The sequence below is a fragment of the Pseudomonas sp. 43mfcvi1.1 genome (genome assembly GCF_900115935.1).
GTDB classification, from domain to species: domain Bacteria; phylum Pseudomonadota; class Gammaproteobacteria; order Pseudomonadales; family Pseudomonadaceae; genus Aquipseudomonas; species Aquipseudomonas bijieensis.
Genome location: NZ_UETT01000001.1, coordinates 234,768 through 250,081, shown reverse-complemented (window position 1 = coordinate 250,081; position 15,314 = coordinate 234,768). Strand labels below are relative to the sequence as shown.

Below are 15,314 nucleotides of genomic sequence, written 5' to 3'. Positions count from 1 at the left end.
CCTCGCCACAAAAGCCCTGGCATGGCATCGGGGTAATGAAAAATGCCCGTGTCCAACGACACGGGCATTTTTGTTCACGGATTTTTTTATTCGAGCACTTCAACCGGCATGCCGACTTCAAGCCGACCGTCGCTGTCGTTGACCAGGTTCTGGCCGAACATCGCACCGTCCGGTGTCGAACGGTATCGCTGCAACGTGGCAAAGGGTTCGCGATTCGGATCGCGCTCGCCGGTCTGCGGATCGACCGTGGTCATGATGCAACGCGAACATGGCTTGACCAGGCGGAATTCCACCTCGCCGATACGAATACGCTTCCAGCCGTCCTCGGCAAACGCCTCGCTGCCCTCGACCACCAGGTTGGGACGAAAGCGCAACATTTCCAGCGGGCGACCGACCCGGCTCGACAGGTCCTGCAAGGACGCCTGACCAATCAGCAGCAGCGGGAAACCATCGGCAAAGGCGACCTTGTCGTCATCCTTGCCATAACCGGCTGCCGTGGTGCGCGCCAGTTCCACAGGCACGTGCACCAACCGGGTAGGATTGCCGATGAACTCGCTGACCCAGGCCGCAGCCTCGTCACCGGCATCCGGCACACGCAAAGTGTCACGCCAGATGATCACCCCGCGCCGCTGCTCCTCCAGGACCGGCGGCAGCGGCACATCGATGGCCTCATGGCCCGGCGCACTGAGCGTCAGGCCGCCGGCCTCGTTCCACAGGGCCGAAAGCTGGCTCATCTTCGCCACGGCGCGCTGGGTCAGGAAACGACCGGTGCCCTCATCCACCAGCATCCAGCGCCGGTCACCGTCCAGCCCGAGCTTGTCCAGGCCGATCCCTTGCAAGGGCTGGCCCTTGCCGGACTTCAACGGATACCGATACAGCGCGCTCAGCCGCAACATGGTCAACTTCCCTGGTGGCGAAAAAATGCCACCTTATACGAGCCGGCCATTGAAGCAAACCACCATCAGCTTCAGTCGAGCATCAGCCGCTGACGCACCACATCGACCAGCTTGTCCGGCTGGAATTTGGAGAGGAAATTGTCGCAACCGACCTTCTTGACCATCGAATCGTTGAAGCTGCCGGACAGCGAGGTGTGCAGTACCACATAGAGCCCACGCAAGCGCGGATCGTTGCGGATTTCGGTGGTCAGGCGGTAGCCGTCCATTTCCGGCATTTCCGCATCGGTGAAGATCATCAGCAATTTATCGGTCATCACCTCGCCACTATCGGCCCAGGCCTTGAGCATGTTCAGCGCTTTCAGGCCGTCGCTGGCGATGTGCATCTTCACGCCCAGTTGACCCAAGGTATCGCGCAGTTGCGAGAGCGCGACGTTGGAGTCATCCACCAGCAACACTTCGCGGCCACGAGCGCGCTCCAGCACCGGGTCTTCGAGTTTGTCCCGGGAGACCTTGGCGTTGTATGGCACGATTTCGGCCAGGACTTTTTCCACGTCGATGATTTCCACCAACTGATCGTCCACCTTGCTGATGGCCGTCAGGTAATGCTCGCGACCAGCGCTGGTCGGCGGTGGCAGGATGGCTTCCCAGTTCATGTTGACGATGCGGTCGACTCCACCCACCAGGAATGCCTGAACCGAGCGGTTGTATTCGGTCACGATAATCGTGCTGTTCGGACCCGGCACCAGCGGACGCATGCCAATGGCCTGGGACAGGTCGATCACAGGCAACGTCTGGCCCCGTAGATTGACCACACCGCACACGAACGGGTGACGCTGCGGCATGAGGGTCAGCTTGGGCAGTTGCAGGACTTCCTGGACCTTGAACACGTTAATGGCGAACAACTGTCGACCCGCGAGGCGGAACATGAGAATTTCCAGGCGATTCTCACCCACCAGTTGGGTTCGCTGATCTACTGTGTCGAGAATGCCGGCCATCGATGACTCCTGGGCTTGTTCGGTTGAATCCAATAAAAGAGATATCGGCTGCACGAACCGAATCTTGACCCCGGATAAAATACGAGCGAGGGGCATTGATGTCACATTAACATCATGCTTTACTGGCTTCATGATTTTCACCTGCAATTTCCCCTGCCGCGCGACCCTGGTTCGCGTGCAAAGTTCCCTTGTCTAAGGGATTCCCCTAGGCACAATCAGGTCCAACCTGATATTCCCGTTATCCAATAGCCATTAATGTGACGCCATTCTCATTGCTGAACGGAGTCAGGCTTTTGTGCGCGACCACAGGATATCGGACCTGCAGCCTCTCGGCCGATCCCGCCCGTGCAATCGTTAGCGAATTTGCCTTCGCTGAACGGCCCGGGCATGTCGCCGTGCGTCCGTTCGCGGTCGTCCTTGAGATCCAGCCGTTCGCCATACGCGGTTTTCTTTCGCCTGACATGATGTTGTGGAGATAAGCATGCCGAACGATCGTAGAAACTGGAGTCAGCGTCTTCCCGAGCTTCTGATCGAGGCCGAGACGCTGTTGGCCAAGTCGGAGGAATGCCTGAGCCATCTGCAATTGATCAACAACGACAAGGATGCCATCGATTGCATGCTCAGCACCTTGCTGAAACTCTCGAACAAGGCCAATGCCCTGGCGCTGGAAGCCGTTTCGGAGTTTTCGCTGCACATCCATGGCTTGCTCAGCCACGCGCAGAACCACATGCAGTTGCATGACCAGGCCCTGGATGCCCTGAAGGATTGCCTCACCCTGATGGCCTGGCAATTGGAACTGGTCGATCACACCACCGGCCAGCTGAGCCTGGACAGCAGCGAACAGATCTCGTTGATCGAAGCATTTGCCTTCCAGGTAGGCCAGAGTCCTGGCCAGGCATTGGCAGCGTCACGTCCGCTGGCGTTGGTACCCTACTCCCAGAAACAAGCCTGATACGATGATGCCGGCTCAATGCGGAGTGCCTGGTCCATAGCGCTTTCGTCGCGCCATGCCGAACGCGACCAACGAAATGTGAAGTGGTACTATCTCCCGCGTCAGCCACTTCAAGACAGCGCCGTAAAAGCCGCCAACCGAAGCAGCCCTCGACCTGAAACGTTTACCCGACCCGGCCTGTCAGATGCGCTGACCGGCCAGCCCGCAGCGAACATTCATTGGCTCCATCCGCTATGCACGCCAGCCTCAAGTCATTTATCACCTGGCCTCCCTCCCGAGAAAACGCCCGTCGCTTCACATTATTATTGTGCATCTGCTCGACCCTCGGCTGCCTGTTGACCTACCTGTACGCCCATACGGTGCCGTTGAGCTTGCTGGCATTGAATGTCGCGGCAATGACCTGTGTCTGGATCCACCATCGATTGTCGCGCAAATCCATCAAGTTCCAGCCGCAGGAACTGGCCGAGCGGTTGCTCGAGGTCCAGGAAAACGAGCGTCATCGGCTCAGCCGCGAACTGCACGACGACATTGGCCAGTTGCTGACCGCGGCGAAACTGCAAGGCGAATGGCTCAAGCGCCGGGTACCGGAAGAACTGCAGGGCCAGTGCGAGCTCCTGTGCGAGACCCTGGACGAAACCCTCAACAAGGTCCGCGATGTATCGGCGATCCTCAACCCCAGGGAACTGGCCAGCCTCGGGCTTGAAGCCAGCCTGCGGGCGCATTTGCTCAAGACCCTGGCCAATGCCCCGGTAAAATGGAGCCTCGATTGCCAACAGCGCATGACAGGCATCCCCGAGGAGATGTCGGTCGCGGTGTTCCGGATCACCCAGGAGGCGGTCACCAACATCTTGCGCCATGCCCGGGCGACGAATCTGCTGGTACGCTTGCAACGCCTGCCCGACGGCCTGACCCTGCTGATCAGCGACGACGGCCAGGGGTTTGTCCCGGCCACCCACCCCGCTCGTGAAGGTCAACGGGGCATGGCCGGCATGTCGGAGCGGGTCGAACAATTGGGCGGCACCCTCAAGGTCATCAGCGAGGCCGGCAAAGGCACGCACATCGAAGCACGCTTTCCCTGGGCGCCGCGCGCCCTGGAACGAGCCAGTAAGAATAAGGTTCTCCTTTGATTTGTAATTTGCTTCTGGTAGATGACCACTCCCTGATCAGGGCTGGCGTACGCGCGCTGGTCACGGACATCCCGGGCTATGCCGTGATCGGCGAAGCCAATGACGGCACGCAATTGGTGGAATTGGTAGAACGGCTGAACCCCGACATCGTGCTGCTGGACATTTCCATGAAGGACACCAGCGGCCTGGATGCCTTGCAACAGCTCAAACGGGTGCGTCCCCATAGCAAGGTGCTGATCCTGTCCATGCATACGGATCCAGCACTGATCATGCAGGCGCTGGAATCCGGAGCCCATGGCTACCTGCTCAAGGACACCACCGTCAATGAGCTCAAACACGCCCTGGAGGCGCTGCGCAACAACGAACGCTACCTGAGCCCGGCCATCGCCCATACCGTGATCAACCAGGCACTGATCCGCGTCCAGAAGCAGCAGCCGGACCCCGCCCAGGCCCATAACCTGACCGCACGCCAACTGGAAATATTGCGGCTGATCGTGCGCGGCAAGTCCACCCGGGAAATTGCCAACGGCCTGAACCTGAGCATCAAGACCGTCGAAACCCACCGGGCGCAAATCATGAAGCGCCTGCAGATCCACGACGTGGCCGGACTTGTGCTGTTCGCCGTGCGCGAAAAAATCATCAGCCTGGACGATTGAGCGCCGCCGCAGCGCCCAACAGCGGCGAATCGGACGGCAAGTGCACGCGCAGTGCCTTCGGGCGGACAGTGAAACGCAGGGTGTCCACCTGCAACGGCTCACCATCGAGATTGATATCCAGGCCTTGGGCGACCTTGATCTCCACCCATGGCAAGCGTGCGCGGACAAACATGTTATCGATGCCCAGGCCTCCCGCCAGCAAGTCCTTCAACGTACTGACCACTTCCTGAGGCGCCGGCAGGATGCTGATGTCCAGCAACCCATCATCGGCCAAGGCCTGCGGGCACAGCACATGACCTCCCCCCGCCTGCCGGCCATTGCCGATACCCAGCGCGAGCAAATCGCCTCGCCAGTGAAAATCGGGACCCTGCAACTCGCCATAGGCGGCACTCAGCTCACTGAATCGCGATAGGCCGGTGAACAGGTAGGCCGCGCCCCCCAGGACTTTCTTGAGGTCCTCGGAGGTATTCGCCGTCACCTGGCTGCCAAAACCGCCGGTGGCCATGTTCAGGAAAATCCGGCCGCAGACTTCACCCACATCCACGGCCTGCGGCGCAACGTCGAGCAAATCCAGGGCCTGCGCAGGCTCCAACGGAACACCGGCGGCCCGGGCAAAATCGTTGGCAGTACCCAACGGCAGCAGTACCAGGCTGGCATCGCTCGACTTGAGGACGATCGCTTCGGCGATATCACGCAAGGTTCCATCACCGCCGCCGGCGATCAGTCGCGTGTAACCGGCCCGCAGCGCCTCATCGACGCATCGTTGGGCATCACCGGCCTCCCAGGTCAACCGTACCGCCAGGTCCCAGCCCTGCTCGCGCTTGAGCATCACGGCCGTGCGAACCTCTTCGTTGAGCGCTTGCTTGCCATGCAAAATCAACAGTGCCTTGCCTTTGCTCATCGTTGTCTCCGTCATTGGAAGGTTCAGGAAATGGGACCGCTCATTTGACCGAAAAAGTCTCGGTGCACCTCAATTTATTAAAAAGGGCAGGAGGTTTGCCCCAGGAGAGAACCCGTTGGGCCGCTCGCCTGATCGGTACGCCTTGATTCGAAGAGTTTTCTTACAAGACCTGGCGAATCAGCTCAATTGACCCTCTAGCGGTATTGAGACACCTTGGCCCTCTGTTTTGCTGGAACGCTAAAACCTCATCACACAAGGAAGCACTTACCCATGGATGGATACATCACGGCTCGCCGGGGCCGGCTCAGTCGTTCGAACAGTTATGGCCAAAGGGATGAACCGTCCCATGCATAACCGTGAATACAAGCTGCTGCCCCGGCAGCGCGCGCCCTTTGAGGGCGGGCAGGCCGATACTCGAAACGAATGCAAAAGTTGCAGTAATCCCGTTGGAGGAATTGATTTGGAACCGCGCGTCGTTGAGCTGGAAACCCACCTCAAATACATCCGCAAAGACATGGATGAAATTCGCACCGATGTAAAGGTGATCCGCCACAGGCTGGCCTATTCGGCTGGCGCCGCAGCGGTGGTGCTCGGCCTGTTGGGCTGGATTGCCAACAATCGATTCGATCAACTGGTGATGCTGCTCACGCGCTGAAGGTGAGGTGCATGAAGGCCCGGGTACCCGACTCGGGCCGGAGAACAGCTAACCCAGGACTTCGCTCAAGGGAATGAAACCCACTTCATCGCCCTCAACCAGCGTCTGCCCCTCGAGCACTTCGACCAGCCCCTCGGCCCAGGCCGCGCTGCGTAGGACACCCGAGCTTTGATTGCGGTAGATGATCGCTCGACCATTCTCCATGCGACCGCGCAAATACTCTCGTCGACTGCCCGCCTTCGGCCAGGCGAAACCGGCCGGCACCTTGAACTTGAGCGGCGCCACCGACTGGACGCCTTGGCGCCTTAGCAGGTAGGGCCTTGCCAACAGCGCGAAAGTCACGAGGGTCGAGGCAGGGTTTCCAGGCAGGCCTATGACTGGCACGCCACGGTAATGCCCGAACGTCAGCGGCTTACCCGGCTTGATAGCGAGCTTCCAAAGCGCCAGCTCGCCGTCCTCGCGCAAGGCGATGCCCAGGAAGTCCGCCTCGCCCACCGATACCCCGCCGGTGGACAGGATCAGATCGACATCTGACAACTGTGCCAGGCGCTCACGGGTGGCCGATAAATCGTCGGGGAGGATACCCGCGTCAACCACTTCACAGCCCAGGTGTTGCAGCCAGCCACACAGCAGCACGCGGTTGCTGTTATAGATCTGGCCTGGGCCCAGCGCCTGACCGGGTTCGACCAGTTCATCCCCCGTGGACAGGACCGCAACGCGGACCTTGCGCACCACTTCCAGCGTTGCACAGCCCAAGGATGCCGCCAGCCCCAGCTCGATCGGCCCCAAGCGAGTGCCGGCAGCAAGAACCTGCTCCCCAACGGTAGCCTCCTGTCCCTGGGGGCGAATGTTCTGTCCGCTGACCATGGGCTCGGTAAACCGCACGCGCTGGTCGCTTTCAACCACGGCGTTTTCCTGCATCTCGACGCAATCGGCGCCGGCCGGGACTGGCGCCCCCGTGAAGATCCGCGCACACGTGCCAGCGGCCAGCGGTTCCGGTGCCTGCCCGGCAAAAACCCGCTGGCTGACCCTCAACGGCTCGCCATTCCAGTCAGCCAGCCGCAAGGCATAGCCGTCCATGGCGCTGTTGGGCCATGGCGGCAAATCAAGGGTCGACACCAGGTCCTCAGCCAGCACTCGCCCTAGCGCTGCGGCCAAAGGCAAATGCTCACGCTGGACAATCGGTGTGGCCGCCGCCATCTCCAGCAGCCGCTCCAACGCAACCTCAACGGCCATCAAGGCACCGCCCTTGCCCGGTTTACCCACGGGATTCACACGGATCTGCCTGTTTCAAATGAGCCACGAAATTGCACGGCCGATGCCGCACATCCAGCTGTTCAGCCAGGATGCCATCCCATCCGGTACGCACCGCGTTGGTCGAACCCGGCAGGCAACATACCAGCGTGCCATTGGCCAGGCCTGCCAGCGCGCGGGACTGCACGGTGGAAGTGCCGATGTCAGCCACGGATATCTGCCGGAACAACTCGCCGAAGCCATCGACCTGCTTGTCCAGCAGGCAGGTGACGGCTTCCGGCGTGCTGTCACGCCCCGTGAAGCCGGTGCCGCCAGTGATCAGCACCACCTGCACCACGTCCTCGGCAATCCAGGTCGCGACTTGCGCACGGATCTTGTACAAATCATCTTTGAGCAGGACCCGCGCTGCCAGGTTGTGGCCGGCCGCCGTGAGCCGATCGACGAAGACCTGCCCGGACGTATCGGTTTCCAGGGTACGGGTATCACTGACAGTCAGCACCGCGATATTGAGCGGCACGAAAGGTACATCAGCCTTGGCTTTCATAGGCTCGTCCAGTTGTGGAGGAAACAGCCCGGTGTTATATCACAGCGCTTCATTTTTTCGCCCGTGCGGAGACACGCCATGACCTCGAACACGCCACTGCCCTCCTGCTCCATCCTGCTCTTGGCGGGCGGACGCGGACAACGCATGGGCGGCCAGGACAAAGGCCTGGTGCACTGGCAGGGCGAACCGCTGATAGCCCATCTCCATCGCCAGACCCGCGCCATGAGCGACGACCTGATCATCTCTTGCAACCGCAATAGGCAACATTATGCGATGTATGCCGATCAGTTGGTGCATGACGAGGAAGGCGACTTCCCCGGGCCGCTGGCGGGCATCCGGGCAGGCCTCAAGGCAGCGAAGCATCCATATTTGCTGGTGCTGCCATGCGACGTACCGCAAATCGACTCAAGCCTGCTCGACAACATGCGCAAGATGGCCAGCCAACACCCCGACAAACCACTGATGGTGCGGCACGGCGAGCACTGGGAGCCGCTGCTGTGCGTCATTCCGTTGGTCCTGGCAGGAAGCTTCGAACACGCCTGGAGCGAAGGCGAACGCAGCCCCGGCCGAATCATGCGCGCACTCCACGCCGTTGCATTGCAATGCCCGGCCGACGATCCCCGGCTGGCCAACCTGAACACGCCGGAGTTACTGGCCCAACATAAAGGCGTGTCAGATTGACACTAGCCAGGAACTTGCGCGCGATGTATACGTCTGAAGGTCAGTAACTTGAAGAATCCATTTCGGAGAAACACCATGATACAACGGACCCTCGCCACGTTCATGCTCGCTCTGGGCCTCGCCACCCTTGCCGGGTGCGCATCGCCAACAGTGATCACCTTGAATGACGGTCGCGAAATCCAGGCCGTCGATACTCCACATTACGATGAAGAAAGCGGCTTCTACGAATTTGAGCAACTGGATGGCAAGCAGACTCGTGTGAACAAGGATCAGGTTCGTACCGTTAAGGATTTGTAATCTGTAACGTTGCTGCCCGATGTTGCTGGAAAAACCGGCGCTTCCTGAAGAGGGAAGCGCCGGTTTTTTTTGGGGCTTGGGGCTTGGGTGTATATCCGTTGCTGCGGTAACGGCCACTTAGGGTTCCGCCCTTACGTGGGGCGGAACCCTAAGCCGCCGTTACCTAAATAACGGATATACACACCATACCCTGAACAAAAAAACTACCACTGCAACGAAATACCGCTCTCGAACACCCGCTCCTGCCCCGTAACCGGATCAACGAAACGCAACCCCTGAGCCAGCAGCTTAAGCGGATTAGCGTAATCATCCTCAACATCCCGAAGCACATCAGGATAAAACGGATCGTTGCAAATCCCCGCCCCAAGGGCATTCATGTGAACCCGCAACTGATGCTTCTTGCCCGTAACCGGATACAAGCCATACCGCCACAGCTCGCCATTGCGCTCCAGCACTTCGATGGCCGTTTCGGTATTGGGCTCGCCCGGCCCTTCCTGCATCCGGAAGAACGGCTCGCCATCGATCATCCGGCTTTTATGCACCCGGGGAAAGGTCAACCCGGGCAATGCACGGGCAATGGCCTGGTAGCGTTTCTCGATCTGCCGCGTCGGGAATAACGACTGATAGGCCGAACGTGTGTGCGGGTTGGCCGAAAACAACACCAGCCCGGCCGTATGCCGGTCGATGCGGTGCAAGGGCACCAGATGCGGATTGTCCAGCCGCCGGATCAATCGCCGCAACAAGGTTTGCTCGACGTATTCGCCCGCCGGGGTGACAGGCAGAAAATGCGGTTTGTCTGCCACCACCAAGTGCTCGTCGACATACAGGATCGACTCCACCACCGGGATCGGCTTCTCGTCGGGCACTTCACGGAAGTAGTGAATGCGCAGGCCTTCGCGGTACGGCAAATCGACAGGGATGGCCTTGCCCTCCCCATCCAATACCCGGCCCCGGGCGATCCGGTCCAACCACTGCTCGCGACTGATGGCGCTGAAATGCTCGCACAGGCACTCCAACACCGTCGACCAGGAACCGGGCGGCAGATACAGCGTACTGGCCTGATGATGAGCGGCGGAAAACGATGGACCGGACATTGAAAACTCTTAGGCATTTTTTTGCAGGGCGGCATTATCCGACAGTCGCACCAGCCAGCCCAGCGATGATTGCTTTACGCCGAGACTGACGTCGATTTTGCCGCCGCTTCGGTGAACTCCTTCAACCAGCGCAGCACCTCCACCGGCTCCCAGCGACCTGGATCGTACAGCGCGTAGAGCAAGCCCTGGTAACCCACCACATCCAATTGTTTGTGATAGCCGGCGCGCTGGAACAACGCTTCGATCTCGGCAAAACAGGTGTTGAAATGCAGCTTATTGAACGGCGTCTTGCCTTCGGTCACCAGGCCATCCAGGCGCAGCTCCAGGACTGCCTCACGCACAACGTCCGCGGACATCCTGTTTACACTGCTTTTCAGTTGTTCGACATTGACCAAGGGGGAACACTCCAGATAGCTGTATGCACATACAGTAACCGAAGCACGCTAGTTTCGCTAACCGCCGTATCAGGAACTGACGGACGAACCGCTCAACGGAGGAAGGTCACGATCTGTTCGGCCTCAAAGGGCCATTCCAGCTCGGCACCGGTATCCAGCCTGCGCAGCACGGGGATACGCAGCGCATAATCGTCCACCCAGTCTTCACGCTCCGAAATGTCTACCAGCTCCACCAACAATCCATGTTCGACGAAAGGCATCAGCACCCCTTCTGCAACTTCACATAGATGACACCCCAGGGTGCCGAACAGCTGGCATTCAGGAAGCATGGTGGGTAGACCCAAAAAAGTTAGACGGTCATTCTAGGCCCGCCCCGGGAAACCGTCGAGTCGCTGGCTCGCTCCAGGGTGTTTCGGTAAAACGCTGATGCAAATCACTGAACACAAATGCTTTTCCAGCGACGCTTGGCGCATTTTCCCCTCTACGCTGTAGGTTGTAGCCTTGAAACGGAGTTCCCCTTGTTCGCCAATCTGCTGATCATCCTTGCCTCGTCCCTGGTGGTCATCGCCTTGTTCAGGCGGCTGCGCCTGCCACCCGTGCTGGGTTATCTCTGCGTCGGGTTGGCGGTCGGGCCTACCGCGCTGGACTGGGTGAACGACAGCGAAGAATTGCCAGACCTGGCCGAGCTCGGGGTGGTGTTCCTGCTGTTCTCGCTGGGGCTGGAGTTTTCCCTGTCGAAAATGCTCGAACTGCGTCGGGTCGTGTTCGGCCTGGGCAGCCTGCAGGTGCTGTGCTCGGGAGCGGTCCTGGCGGGATTGCTGGCATTGTGTGGCGCGCCGGTGATCGCCGCGTTGCTGCTCGGCGCAGGCCTGGCGTTGTCCTCCACTGCTATCGTCAGCAAGGAATTGACCAGCCTGGGAGAGATCTTCAGCAGCCACGGCCAGAACGCCATCGGCGTGTTGTTGTTCCAGGACGTTGTCGCGGTGCTGTTGTTGACCTTGGTGCCGGTATTCGCTGGCAGCAGCGAGCACCCGTGGTACTGGGCGCTGCCCTTGACCCTGGGCAAGACCCTGGTTTTGTTCGGTGGCCTGCTGCTGACCAGTCGGCTGCTGTTGCCCAGGCTGTTCCATGAGGTGGCTGCGTCCCGGTCCGCCGAACTGTTCGTGCTGCTTGCCCTGGTAATCGTGTTGCTGACGGCGTGGCTGACCCATCTGCTCGGTTTGTCGCCGGCCCTGGGGGCTTTCCTGGCGGGCATGTTGCTGGGGGAAAGCCACTATCGGCATCAGATCGAAGCTGACATACGCCCGTTTCGCGACATCCTGCTGGGGCTGTTCTTCGTCAGCATCGGCATGCTGATCGACCTGCAGCTGTTCCTCGATGACGGCTTGTTGATCCTGGGTTTGACCCTCGGCTTGATGCTCATCAAGGGCTGCGTGGTCGCCGCCCTGGTTAAATGGCGCGGCAGCGACGGTGAAACGGCCTGGCGCAGCGGCCTGGCCCTGGCCCAAGGTGGTGAGTTCTGCTTTGCCCTGATGGCACAGATGCAGCAAAACCGCCTCATGCCCGCCGACATCAGCGGCCTGCTGCTGGCCGCGACATTCTGCTCGATGCTACTGACCCCGCTGTTGCTGCGCGCGGCACCACGCATCGCTGCGCGCCTGCATCGCAAACCCAACGAAGAAGCACAACTGGACCAGATCAGCGCACTCAATGCCGGCTTGTCGGGTCATGTAGTCATTTGCGGCTACGGTCGCGTCGGCCAGTCCATCGGGCGCTTCCTGCGCCGCGAAGGCCAGGCGTTCGTCGCCCTGGATGACGACCCGGTGATCATCCAGGAAGCCACCGTCGGGGAAAACTGCGTGCATTATGGAGACTCGCGACGAAGTGACCTGCTTGCGGCCGTTGGCTTGAGCCGCGCCAGGTTGCTGGTGATCGCGGTGGACAAGACCGACATTGCTATCACCGTGCTCAAGGCGGCTCGACAGGTCAACCACCAGATACCCATCCTGGTACGTACCCGTGACGACAGCCAACTGGCCGAGTTGCAGGCTGCCGGGGCCAGCGAAGTGGTCCCGGAACTGTTGGAGTCGAGCCTGATGCTGGCCTCCCACGCCCTGATCATGCTGGGCCTGCCCGAGCAACAGGTCCGGCATCATGTGGATCAGGTGCGTCACGACCGTTACCGTCTGCTCCATGGCTTTTATCCCGGTAACCAGGACAAGGAGCCTTAGTGGCCTGTGTGGTTAGTTCGTTAGTGCGACGATCAGTCCTGGCTGACCGCGCCGATCTTGTGAATCGACAGGTCGGCGCCGTAATACTCTTCTTCCTGGGTCAGGCGCAGCCCCAGCACAGCCTTGATCACCCCATAGACCGCAAAGCCTCCGGCCAGGGCGACGACAACACCCAGCACCGTGCCGAACAACTGGCTGATCAGGCTGACCCCACCCAGGCCACCCAGGGCAGTCTGGCCAAAGATGCCACAGGCAATACCGCCCCAGACCCCGCACAATCCGTGCAATGGCCAGACGCCGAGCACATCGTCGATCTTCCACTTGCCCTGGGCCGCAGTGAAGCACCAGACAAACAAGGCACCGGCAATGGCACCGGTGGCCAGCGCACCGACCGGGTGCATCAGGTCGGAACCGGCACAGACGGCCACCAACCCGGCCAGCGGGCCGTTGTGCAGGAAACCTGGGTCATTGCGCCCGACAATCAATGCCGCCACGGTACCGCCCACCATGGCCATCAACGAATTGACTGCCACCAGCCCGCTCACCCCGGGCAAGGTCTGGGCGCTCATCACGTTGAAACCGAACCAGCCGACAATCAGGATCCACGAACCCAAGGCCAGGAATGGAATGCTCGAAGGCGCGAATGCCACCAGGCGACCGTCCCGGTAGCGGCCGTTACGCGGCCCCAGCAAGAGCACGGCAGCCAGCGCCAGCCAGCCGCCCATGGCATGCACCACCACGGAGCCGGCGAAGTCATGGAAACTGGCGCCGAACCGGGCTTGCAGCCAGGCTTGCAGACCCAAATTGCCGTTCCAGACCAAGCCTTCGAAAAACGGATAGACAAACGCCACGATCAGCACCGTGGCACACAACTGCGGTGCGAACCGCGCACGCTCGGCAATACCGCCGGAGATGATGGCTGGGATCGCGGCGGCAAAGGTCAGCAGGAAGAAGAACTTCACCAGGCTGTAGCCATGATCGGTACTGAGCGCCGCCGCCGGTTGCAGGAAAGTCACACCGTAGGAAATCCAATAGCCTATGAAGAAATAGGCCAGGGTCGAGACCGCGAAATCGCTGAGGATTTTCGACAGCGCATTGACTTGGTTCTTTTGTCGGACCGTTCCCACTTCAAGGAACGCAAAGCCGGCATGCATGGCCAGAACCATGACTGCGCCAAGCAGGATGAACAGCGTGTTGGAGCTGTGGACCAGACTGTCCACGGCACTTTGCATATTTTCCATGGTATTGGCAGACCTGAAAAAGTTGAAAAAAGCACCAAACCGGCTCGCTCACCCCGCAAGCGCACCAAGTTGAAACAGCTCATCTGCCGAACGCAGGCCGACGAACCGCTTTGGTGCGCAAGAACGGGCAAAACGAAATCCCGCCTGGAGGTGCTTCGCGGGTTTTGATTATTTGGGTTAAGGTTTTGCGGGCTTTCGCCCAGCTTCAGCGCACTGGCGCAGGCTGACGCACCAGTACATGGCAAAAGCCTGAGCAAAAGTTGTACCAGTCACTTGTACTGAACCTTCCCGCAAGGCTCATACTCGAACGTTTCAGACGTCACTTACGGAGATCCACCGATGGCCAGAACCCAGGCAAAGACTGCTCAAGAAATCCTGATGGAAGATTTCCAGACGCTGGTCAGCGACACGGAGCGGTTGCTCGATCACACCGCGACGCTGGCAGGCGATCAAGCCGATGCACTGCGCAGCCAGATCCACGAAACCCTCTTGCGCGCCCGCGAAACACTAAAGCTGACGGAAGATTCCATGCGTGAACGCGGCCAGGCTGCCGTGGTCGCCACCGAGGAATACGTACAGGCCAACCCTTGGCAATCGGTAGGCATTGCCGCGGGCGTTGGCTTTCTGATTGGTTTGCTGGCGACACGGCGCTGATGATGGGTATCGACGAATCCGGCTCGTCCGAAGCGGGCACCCAACCGACTGCACGCCGCCTCGGCGCGGCGTTTCTTGGCTTGTTGCACAGCCACGTCGAATTGTTCGGCATGGAGCTGCAGGAACAGAAGGCACGCACCGTCAGCCTCCTGCTGTTCGCCGGCCTGGCGCTGGTGTTCGGCTTGCTGCTGTTGGTCGGGCTTTCGGCGTTGGTACTGATCCTGGTATGGGACACCTATCGCCTGGCGGGCATTATCGGCCTGTGCCTGTTCTATCTGCTGGCGGCGCTGTTCTGCGGTCTGCGGCTCAAGGCAGCGATCTATGACGAGTCCTCCCCTTTCAACGCCACCCTCGAAGAATTGGCCAATGACCGGGAGCGCCTGCTGCCATGAGCCTGCCTGATATCCCTCAAGCCCGGACACGACAGGAAATGCGCAAGGCGCTGGTGCGTCTGCGCATGGAAATGCATCGCCAGGAAATCCGTCAGGAAACCCGCCAGTTGCTGCAACCCTTGCAGCGGGTGCGCGGCTTGACGCAAAGCTGGCACGAAGGTTTCGGCATCAAGCACGCGCCACTGTGGGGCGTGGCCGCAGTGACCTTACTCGGCTTCATCACCGGCAAACGCAGTCGCAGCGGCGGCTTGACCAGCCTGATCCGGTTGGCAACGACGCTGTTGCCGTTGATCAAGCTGGCCAAGAGTGTGCGCAAGCCCTGAGGCTCGCGCCACAGGGTTTTGTACTT

General features: G+C 60.2%; 19 protein-coding genes. 10 read left to right on the top strand and 9 right to left on the bottom strand.

Annotated features, from left to right (window positions below):
• Positions 1-86 precede the first annotated feature (86 nt).
• Entirely contained in the window at positions 87-896 is an 810-nt protein-coding gene (locus DTP52_RS01180) for an MOSC domain-containing protein (protein WP_109751479.1), read from the bottom strand.
• A gap of 71 nt (positions 897-967) precedes the next feature.
• Positions 968-1,891, bottom strand: a complete 924-nt coding sequence (locus tag DTP52_RS01175) for a chemotaxis protein CheV (protein WP_039588994.1) — start codon at positions 1,889-1,891, stop codon at positions 968-970.
• Positions 1,892-2,372: 481 nt separating this feature from the next.
• Here DTP52_RS01175 and DTP52_RS01165 point away from each other — a divergent pair, with 481 nt between their 5' ends.
• The 3 genes from DTP52_RS01165 to DTP52_RS01155 all read left to right on the top strand — a co-directional run bounded on the left by DTP52_RS01165 (position 2,373) and on the right by DTP52_RS01155 (position 4,626).
• A complete protein-coding gene (locus DTP52_RS01165; protein WP_109751477.1) occupies positions 2,373-2,843 on the top strand; it encodes a hypothetical protein in 471 nt (156 codons plus the stop codon).
• Between the two features lie 233 nt (positions 2,844-3,076).
• Positions 3,077-3,970 carry a sensor histidine kinase gene (locus DTP52_RS01160; protein WP_109751476.1) on the top strand — a complete coding sequence of 298 codons (894 nt, stop codon included), beginning with the start codon at positions 3,077-3,079 and terminating at the stop codon, positions 3,968-3,970.
• The gene (locus DTP52_RS01155) at positions 3,967-4,626 is read left to right on the top strand and encodes a response regulator transcription factor (protein WP_109751475.1); all 660 of its coding nucleotides are present in this window, start codon (positions 3,967-3,969) and stop codon (positions 4,624-4,626) included. The genes DTP52_RS01160 and DTP52_RS01155 overlap by 4 nt, the downstream gene beginning before the upstream one ends.
• On the opposite strand, the gene yegS is transcribed toward DTP52_RS01155, so the two are convergent.
• On the bottom strand, positions 4,610-5,527 hold the full coding sequence (gene yegS, locus DTP52_RS01150; protein WP_109751474.1) for a lipid kinase YegS: 918 nt from the start codon (positions 5,525-5,527) through the stop codon (positions 4,610-4,612). The two genes, DTP52_RS01155 and yegS, sit on opposite strands and share 17 nt — an antisense overlap.
• 346 nt (positions 5,528-5,873) lie before the next feature.
• Between yegS and DTP52_RS31285 the strand changes: the two genes are divergently transcribed.
• Positions 5,874-6,182 (top strand): hypothetical protein, encoded by a 309-nt coding sequence (locus tag DTP52_RS31285; RefSeq protein ID WP_232200418.1) that lies wholly within the window; start codon positions 5,874-5,876, stop codon positions 6,180-6,182.
• A 48-nt stretch (positions 6,183-6,230) separates the two neighbouring features.
• Here DTP52_RS31285 and glp read toward each other — a convergent pair whose 3' ends face one another.
• Positions 6,231-7,418: a gephyrin-like molybdotransferase Glp gene (glp, locus tag DTP52_RS01140; protein ID WP_178082453.1), complete on the bottom strand. Its 1,188-nt coding sequence runs from the start codon at positions 7,416-7,418 to the stop codon at positions 6,231-6,233.
• Between the two features lie 22 nt (positions 7,419-7,440).
• Positions 7,441-7,980: a molybdenum cofactor biosynthesis protein B gene (gene moaB / locus DTP52_RS01135; protein ID WP_109751472.1), complete on the bottom strand. Its 540-nt coding sequence runs from the start codon at positions 7,978-7,980 to the stop codon at positions 7,441-7,443.
• Between the two features lie 78 nt (positions 7,981-8,058).
• On the opposite strand from moaB, the gene mobA reads away from it, so the two are divergent.
• Positions 8,059-8,661: a molybdenum cofactor guanylyltransferase MobA gene (gene mobA / locus DTP52_RS01130; protein WP_109751471.1), complete on the top strand. Its 603-nt coding sequence runs from the start codon at positions 8,059-8,061 to the stop codon at positions 8,659-8,661.
• 75 nt (positions 8,662-8,736) lie between these two features.
• Entirely contained in the window at positions 8,737-8,958 is a 222-nt protein-coding gene (locus DTP52_RS01125; RefSeq protein ID WP_092197592.1) for a YgdI/YgdR family lipoprotein, read from the top strand.
• A 203-nt stretch (positions 8,959-9,161) separates the two neighbouring features.
• Here DTP52_RS01125 and DTP52_RS01120 read toward each other — a convergent pair whose 3' ends face one another.
• The 3 genes from DTP52_RS01120 to DTP52_RS01110 form a co-directional block, all read right to left on the bottom strand.
• Entirely contained in the window at positions 9,162-10,052 is an 891-nt protein-coding gene (locus DTP52_RS01120; protein WP_109751470.1) for a pseudouridine synthase, read from the bottom strand.
• A 74-nt stretch (positions 10,053-10,126) separates the two neighbouring features.
• A complete protein-coding gene (locus tag DTP52_RS01115) occupies positions 10,127-10,447 on the bottom strand; it encodes a transcriptional regulator (protein WP_109751469.1) in 321 nt (106 codons plus the stop codon).
• A 92-nt stretch (positions 10,448-10,539) separates the two neighbouring features.
• A complete protein-coding gene (locus DTP52_RS01110; RefSeq protein WP_109751468.1) occupies positions 10,540-10,776 on the bottom strand; it encodes a glutaredoxin family protein in 237 nt (78 codons plus the stop codon).
• A 189-nt stretch (positions 10,777-10,965) separates the two neighbouring features.
• On the opposite strand from DTP52_RS01110, the gene DTP52_RS01105 reads away from it, so the two are divergent.
• On the top strand, positions 10,966-12,678 hold the full coding sequence (locus tag DTP52_RS01105) for a monovalent cation:proton antiporter-2 (CPA2) family protein (RefSeq protein ID WP_109751467.1): 1,713 nt from the start codon (positions 10,966-10,968) through the stop codon (positions 12,676-12,678).
• A gap of 32 nt (positions 12,679-12,710) precedes the next feature.
• Here DTP52_RS01105 and DTP52_RS01100 read toward each other — a convergent pair whose 3' ends face one another.
• The gene (locus tag DTP52_RS01100; RefSeq protein ID WP_109751466.1) at positions 12,711-13,919 is read right to left on the bottom strand and encodes an ammonium transporter; all 1,209 of its coding nucleotides are present in this window, start codon (positions 13,917-13,919) and stop codon (positions 12,711-12,713) included.
• 339 nt (positions 13,920-14,258) lie between these two features.
• Between DTP52_RS01100 and DTP52_RS01095 the strand changes: the two genes are divergently transcribed.
• Genes DTP52_RS01095 through DTP52_RS01085 form a run of 3 tightly spaced genes read left to right on the top strand, consistent with a single transcriptional unit; the run spans position 14,259 to position 15,288 of the window.
• Entirely contained in the window at positions 14,259-14,573 is a 315-nt protein-coding gene (locus DTP52_RS01095) for a YqjD family protein (protein WP_092166820.1), read from the top strand.
• Positions 14,574-14,575: 2 nt separating this feature from the next.
• A complete protein-coding gene (locus tag DTP52_RS01090) occupies positions 14,576-14,965 on the top strand; it encodes a phage holin family protein (RefSeq protein WP_024618372.1) in 390 nt (129 codons plus the stop codon).
• Positions 14,962-15,288 carry a hypothetical protein gene (locus DTP52_RS01085; RefSeq protein WP_109751465.1) on the top strand — a complete coding sequence of 109 codons (327 nt, stop codon included), beginning with the start codon at positions 14,962-14,964 and terminating at the stop codon, positions 15,286-15,288. The genes DTP52_RS01090 and DTP52_RS01085 overlap by 4 nt, the downstream gene beginning before the upstream one ends.
• Positions 15,289-15,314: the final 26 nt, after the last annotated feature.

Excerpts from the sequence above, each read along its gene's own strand:
- yegS (WP_109751474.1), bottom strand. The coding sequence starts at position 5,527 with ATGAGCAAAGGCAAGGCACTGTTGATTTTGCATGGCAAGCAAGCGCTC.
- DTP52_RS01110 (WP_109751468.1), bottom strand. The coding sequence starts at position 10,776 with ATGCTTCCTGAATGCCAGCTGTTCGGCACCCTGGGGTGTCATCTATGT.
- DTP52_RS01085 (WP_109751465.1), top strand. The coding sequence starts at position 14,962 with ATGAGCCTGCCTGATATCCCTCAAGCCCGGACACGACAGGAAATGCGC.
- DTP52_RS01095 (WP_092166820.1), top strand. The coding sequence starts at position 14,259 with ATGGCCAGAACCCAGGCAAAGACTGCTCAAGAAATCCTGATGGAAGAT.
- DTP52_RS31285 (WP_232200418.1), top strand. The coding sequence starts at position 5,874 with ATGCATAACCGTGAATACAAGCTGCTGCCCCGGCAGCGCGCGCCCTTT.
- DTP52_RS01125 (WP_092197592.1), top strand. The coding sequence starts at position 8,737 with ATGATACAACGGACCCTCGCCACGTTCATGCTCGCTCTGGGCCTCGCC.
- DTP52_RS01160 (WP_109751476.1), top strand. The coding sequence starts at position 3,077 with ATGCACGCCAGCCTCAAGTCATTTATCACCTGGCCTCCCTCCCGAGAA.
- DTP52_RS01175 (WP_039588994.1), bottom strand. The coding sequence starts at position 1,891 with ATGGCCGGCATTCTCGACACAGTAGATCAGCGAACCCAACTGGTGGGT.
- glp (WP_178082453.1), bottom strand. The coding sequence starts at position 7,418 with ATGGCCGTTGAGGTTGCGTTGGAGCGGCTGCTGGAGATGGCGGCGGCC.
- DTP52_RS01090 (WP_024618372.1), top strand. The coding sequence starts at position 14,576 with ATGGGTATCGACGAATCCGGCTCGTCCGAAGCGGGCACCCAACCGACT.
- DTP52_RS01100 (WP_109751466.1), bottom strand. The coding sequence starts at position 13,919 with ATGGAAAATATGCAAAGTGCCGTGGACAGTCTGGTCCACAGCTCCAAC.
- moaB (WP_109751472.1), bottom strand. The coding sequence starts at position 7,980 with ATGAAAGCCAAGGCTGATGTACCTTTCGTGCCGCTCAATATCGCGGTG.
- mobA (WP_109751471.1), top strand. The coding sequence starts at position 8,059 with ATGACCTCGAACACGCCACTGCCCTCCTGCTCCATCCTGCTCTTGGCG.
- DTP52_RS01165 (WP_109751477.1), top strand. The coding sequence starts at position 2,373 with ATGCCGAACGATCGTAGAAACTGGAGTCAGCGTCTTCCCGAGCTTCTG.
- DTP52_RS01120 (WP_109751470.1), bottom strand. The coding sequence starts at position 10,052 with ATGTCCGGTCCATCGTTTTCCGCCGCTCATCATCAGGCCAGTACGCTG.
- DTP52_RS01180 (WP_109751479.1), bottom strand. The coding sequence starts at position 896 with ATGTTGCGGCTGAGCGCGCTGTATCGGTATCCGTTGAAGTCCGGCAAG.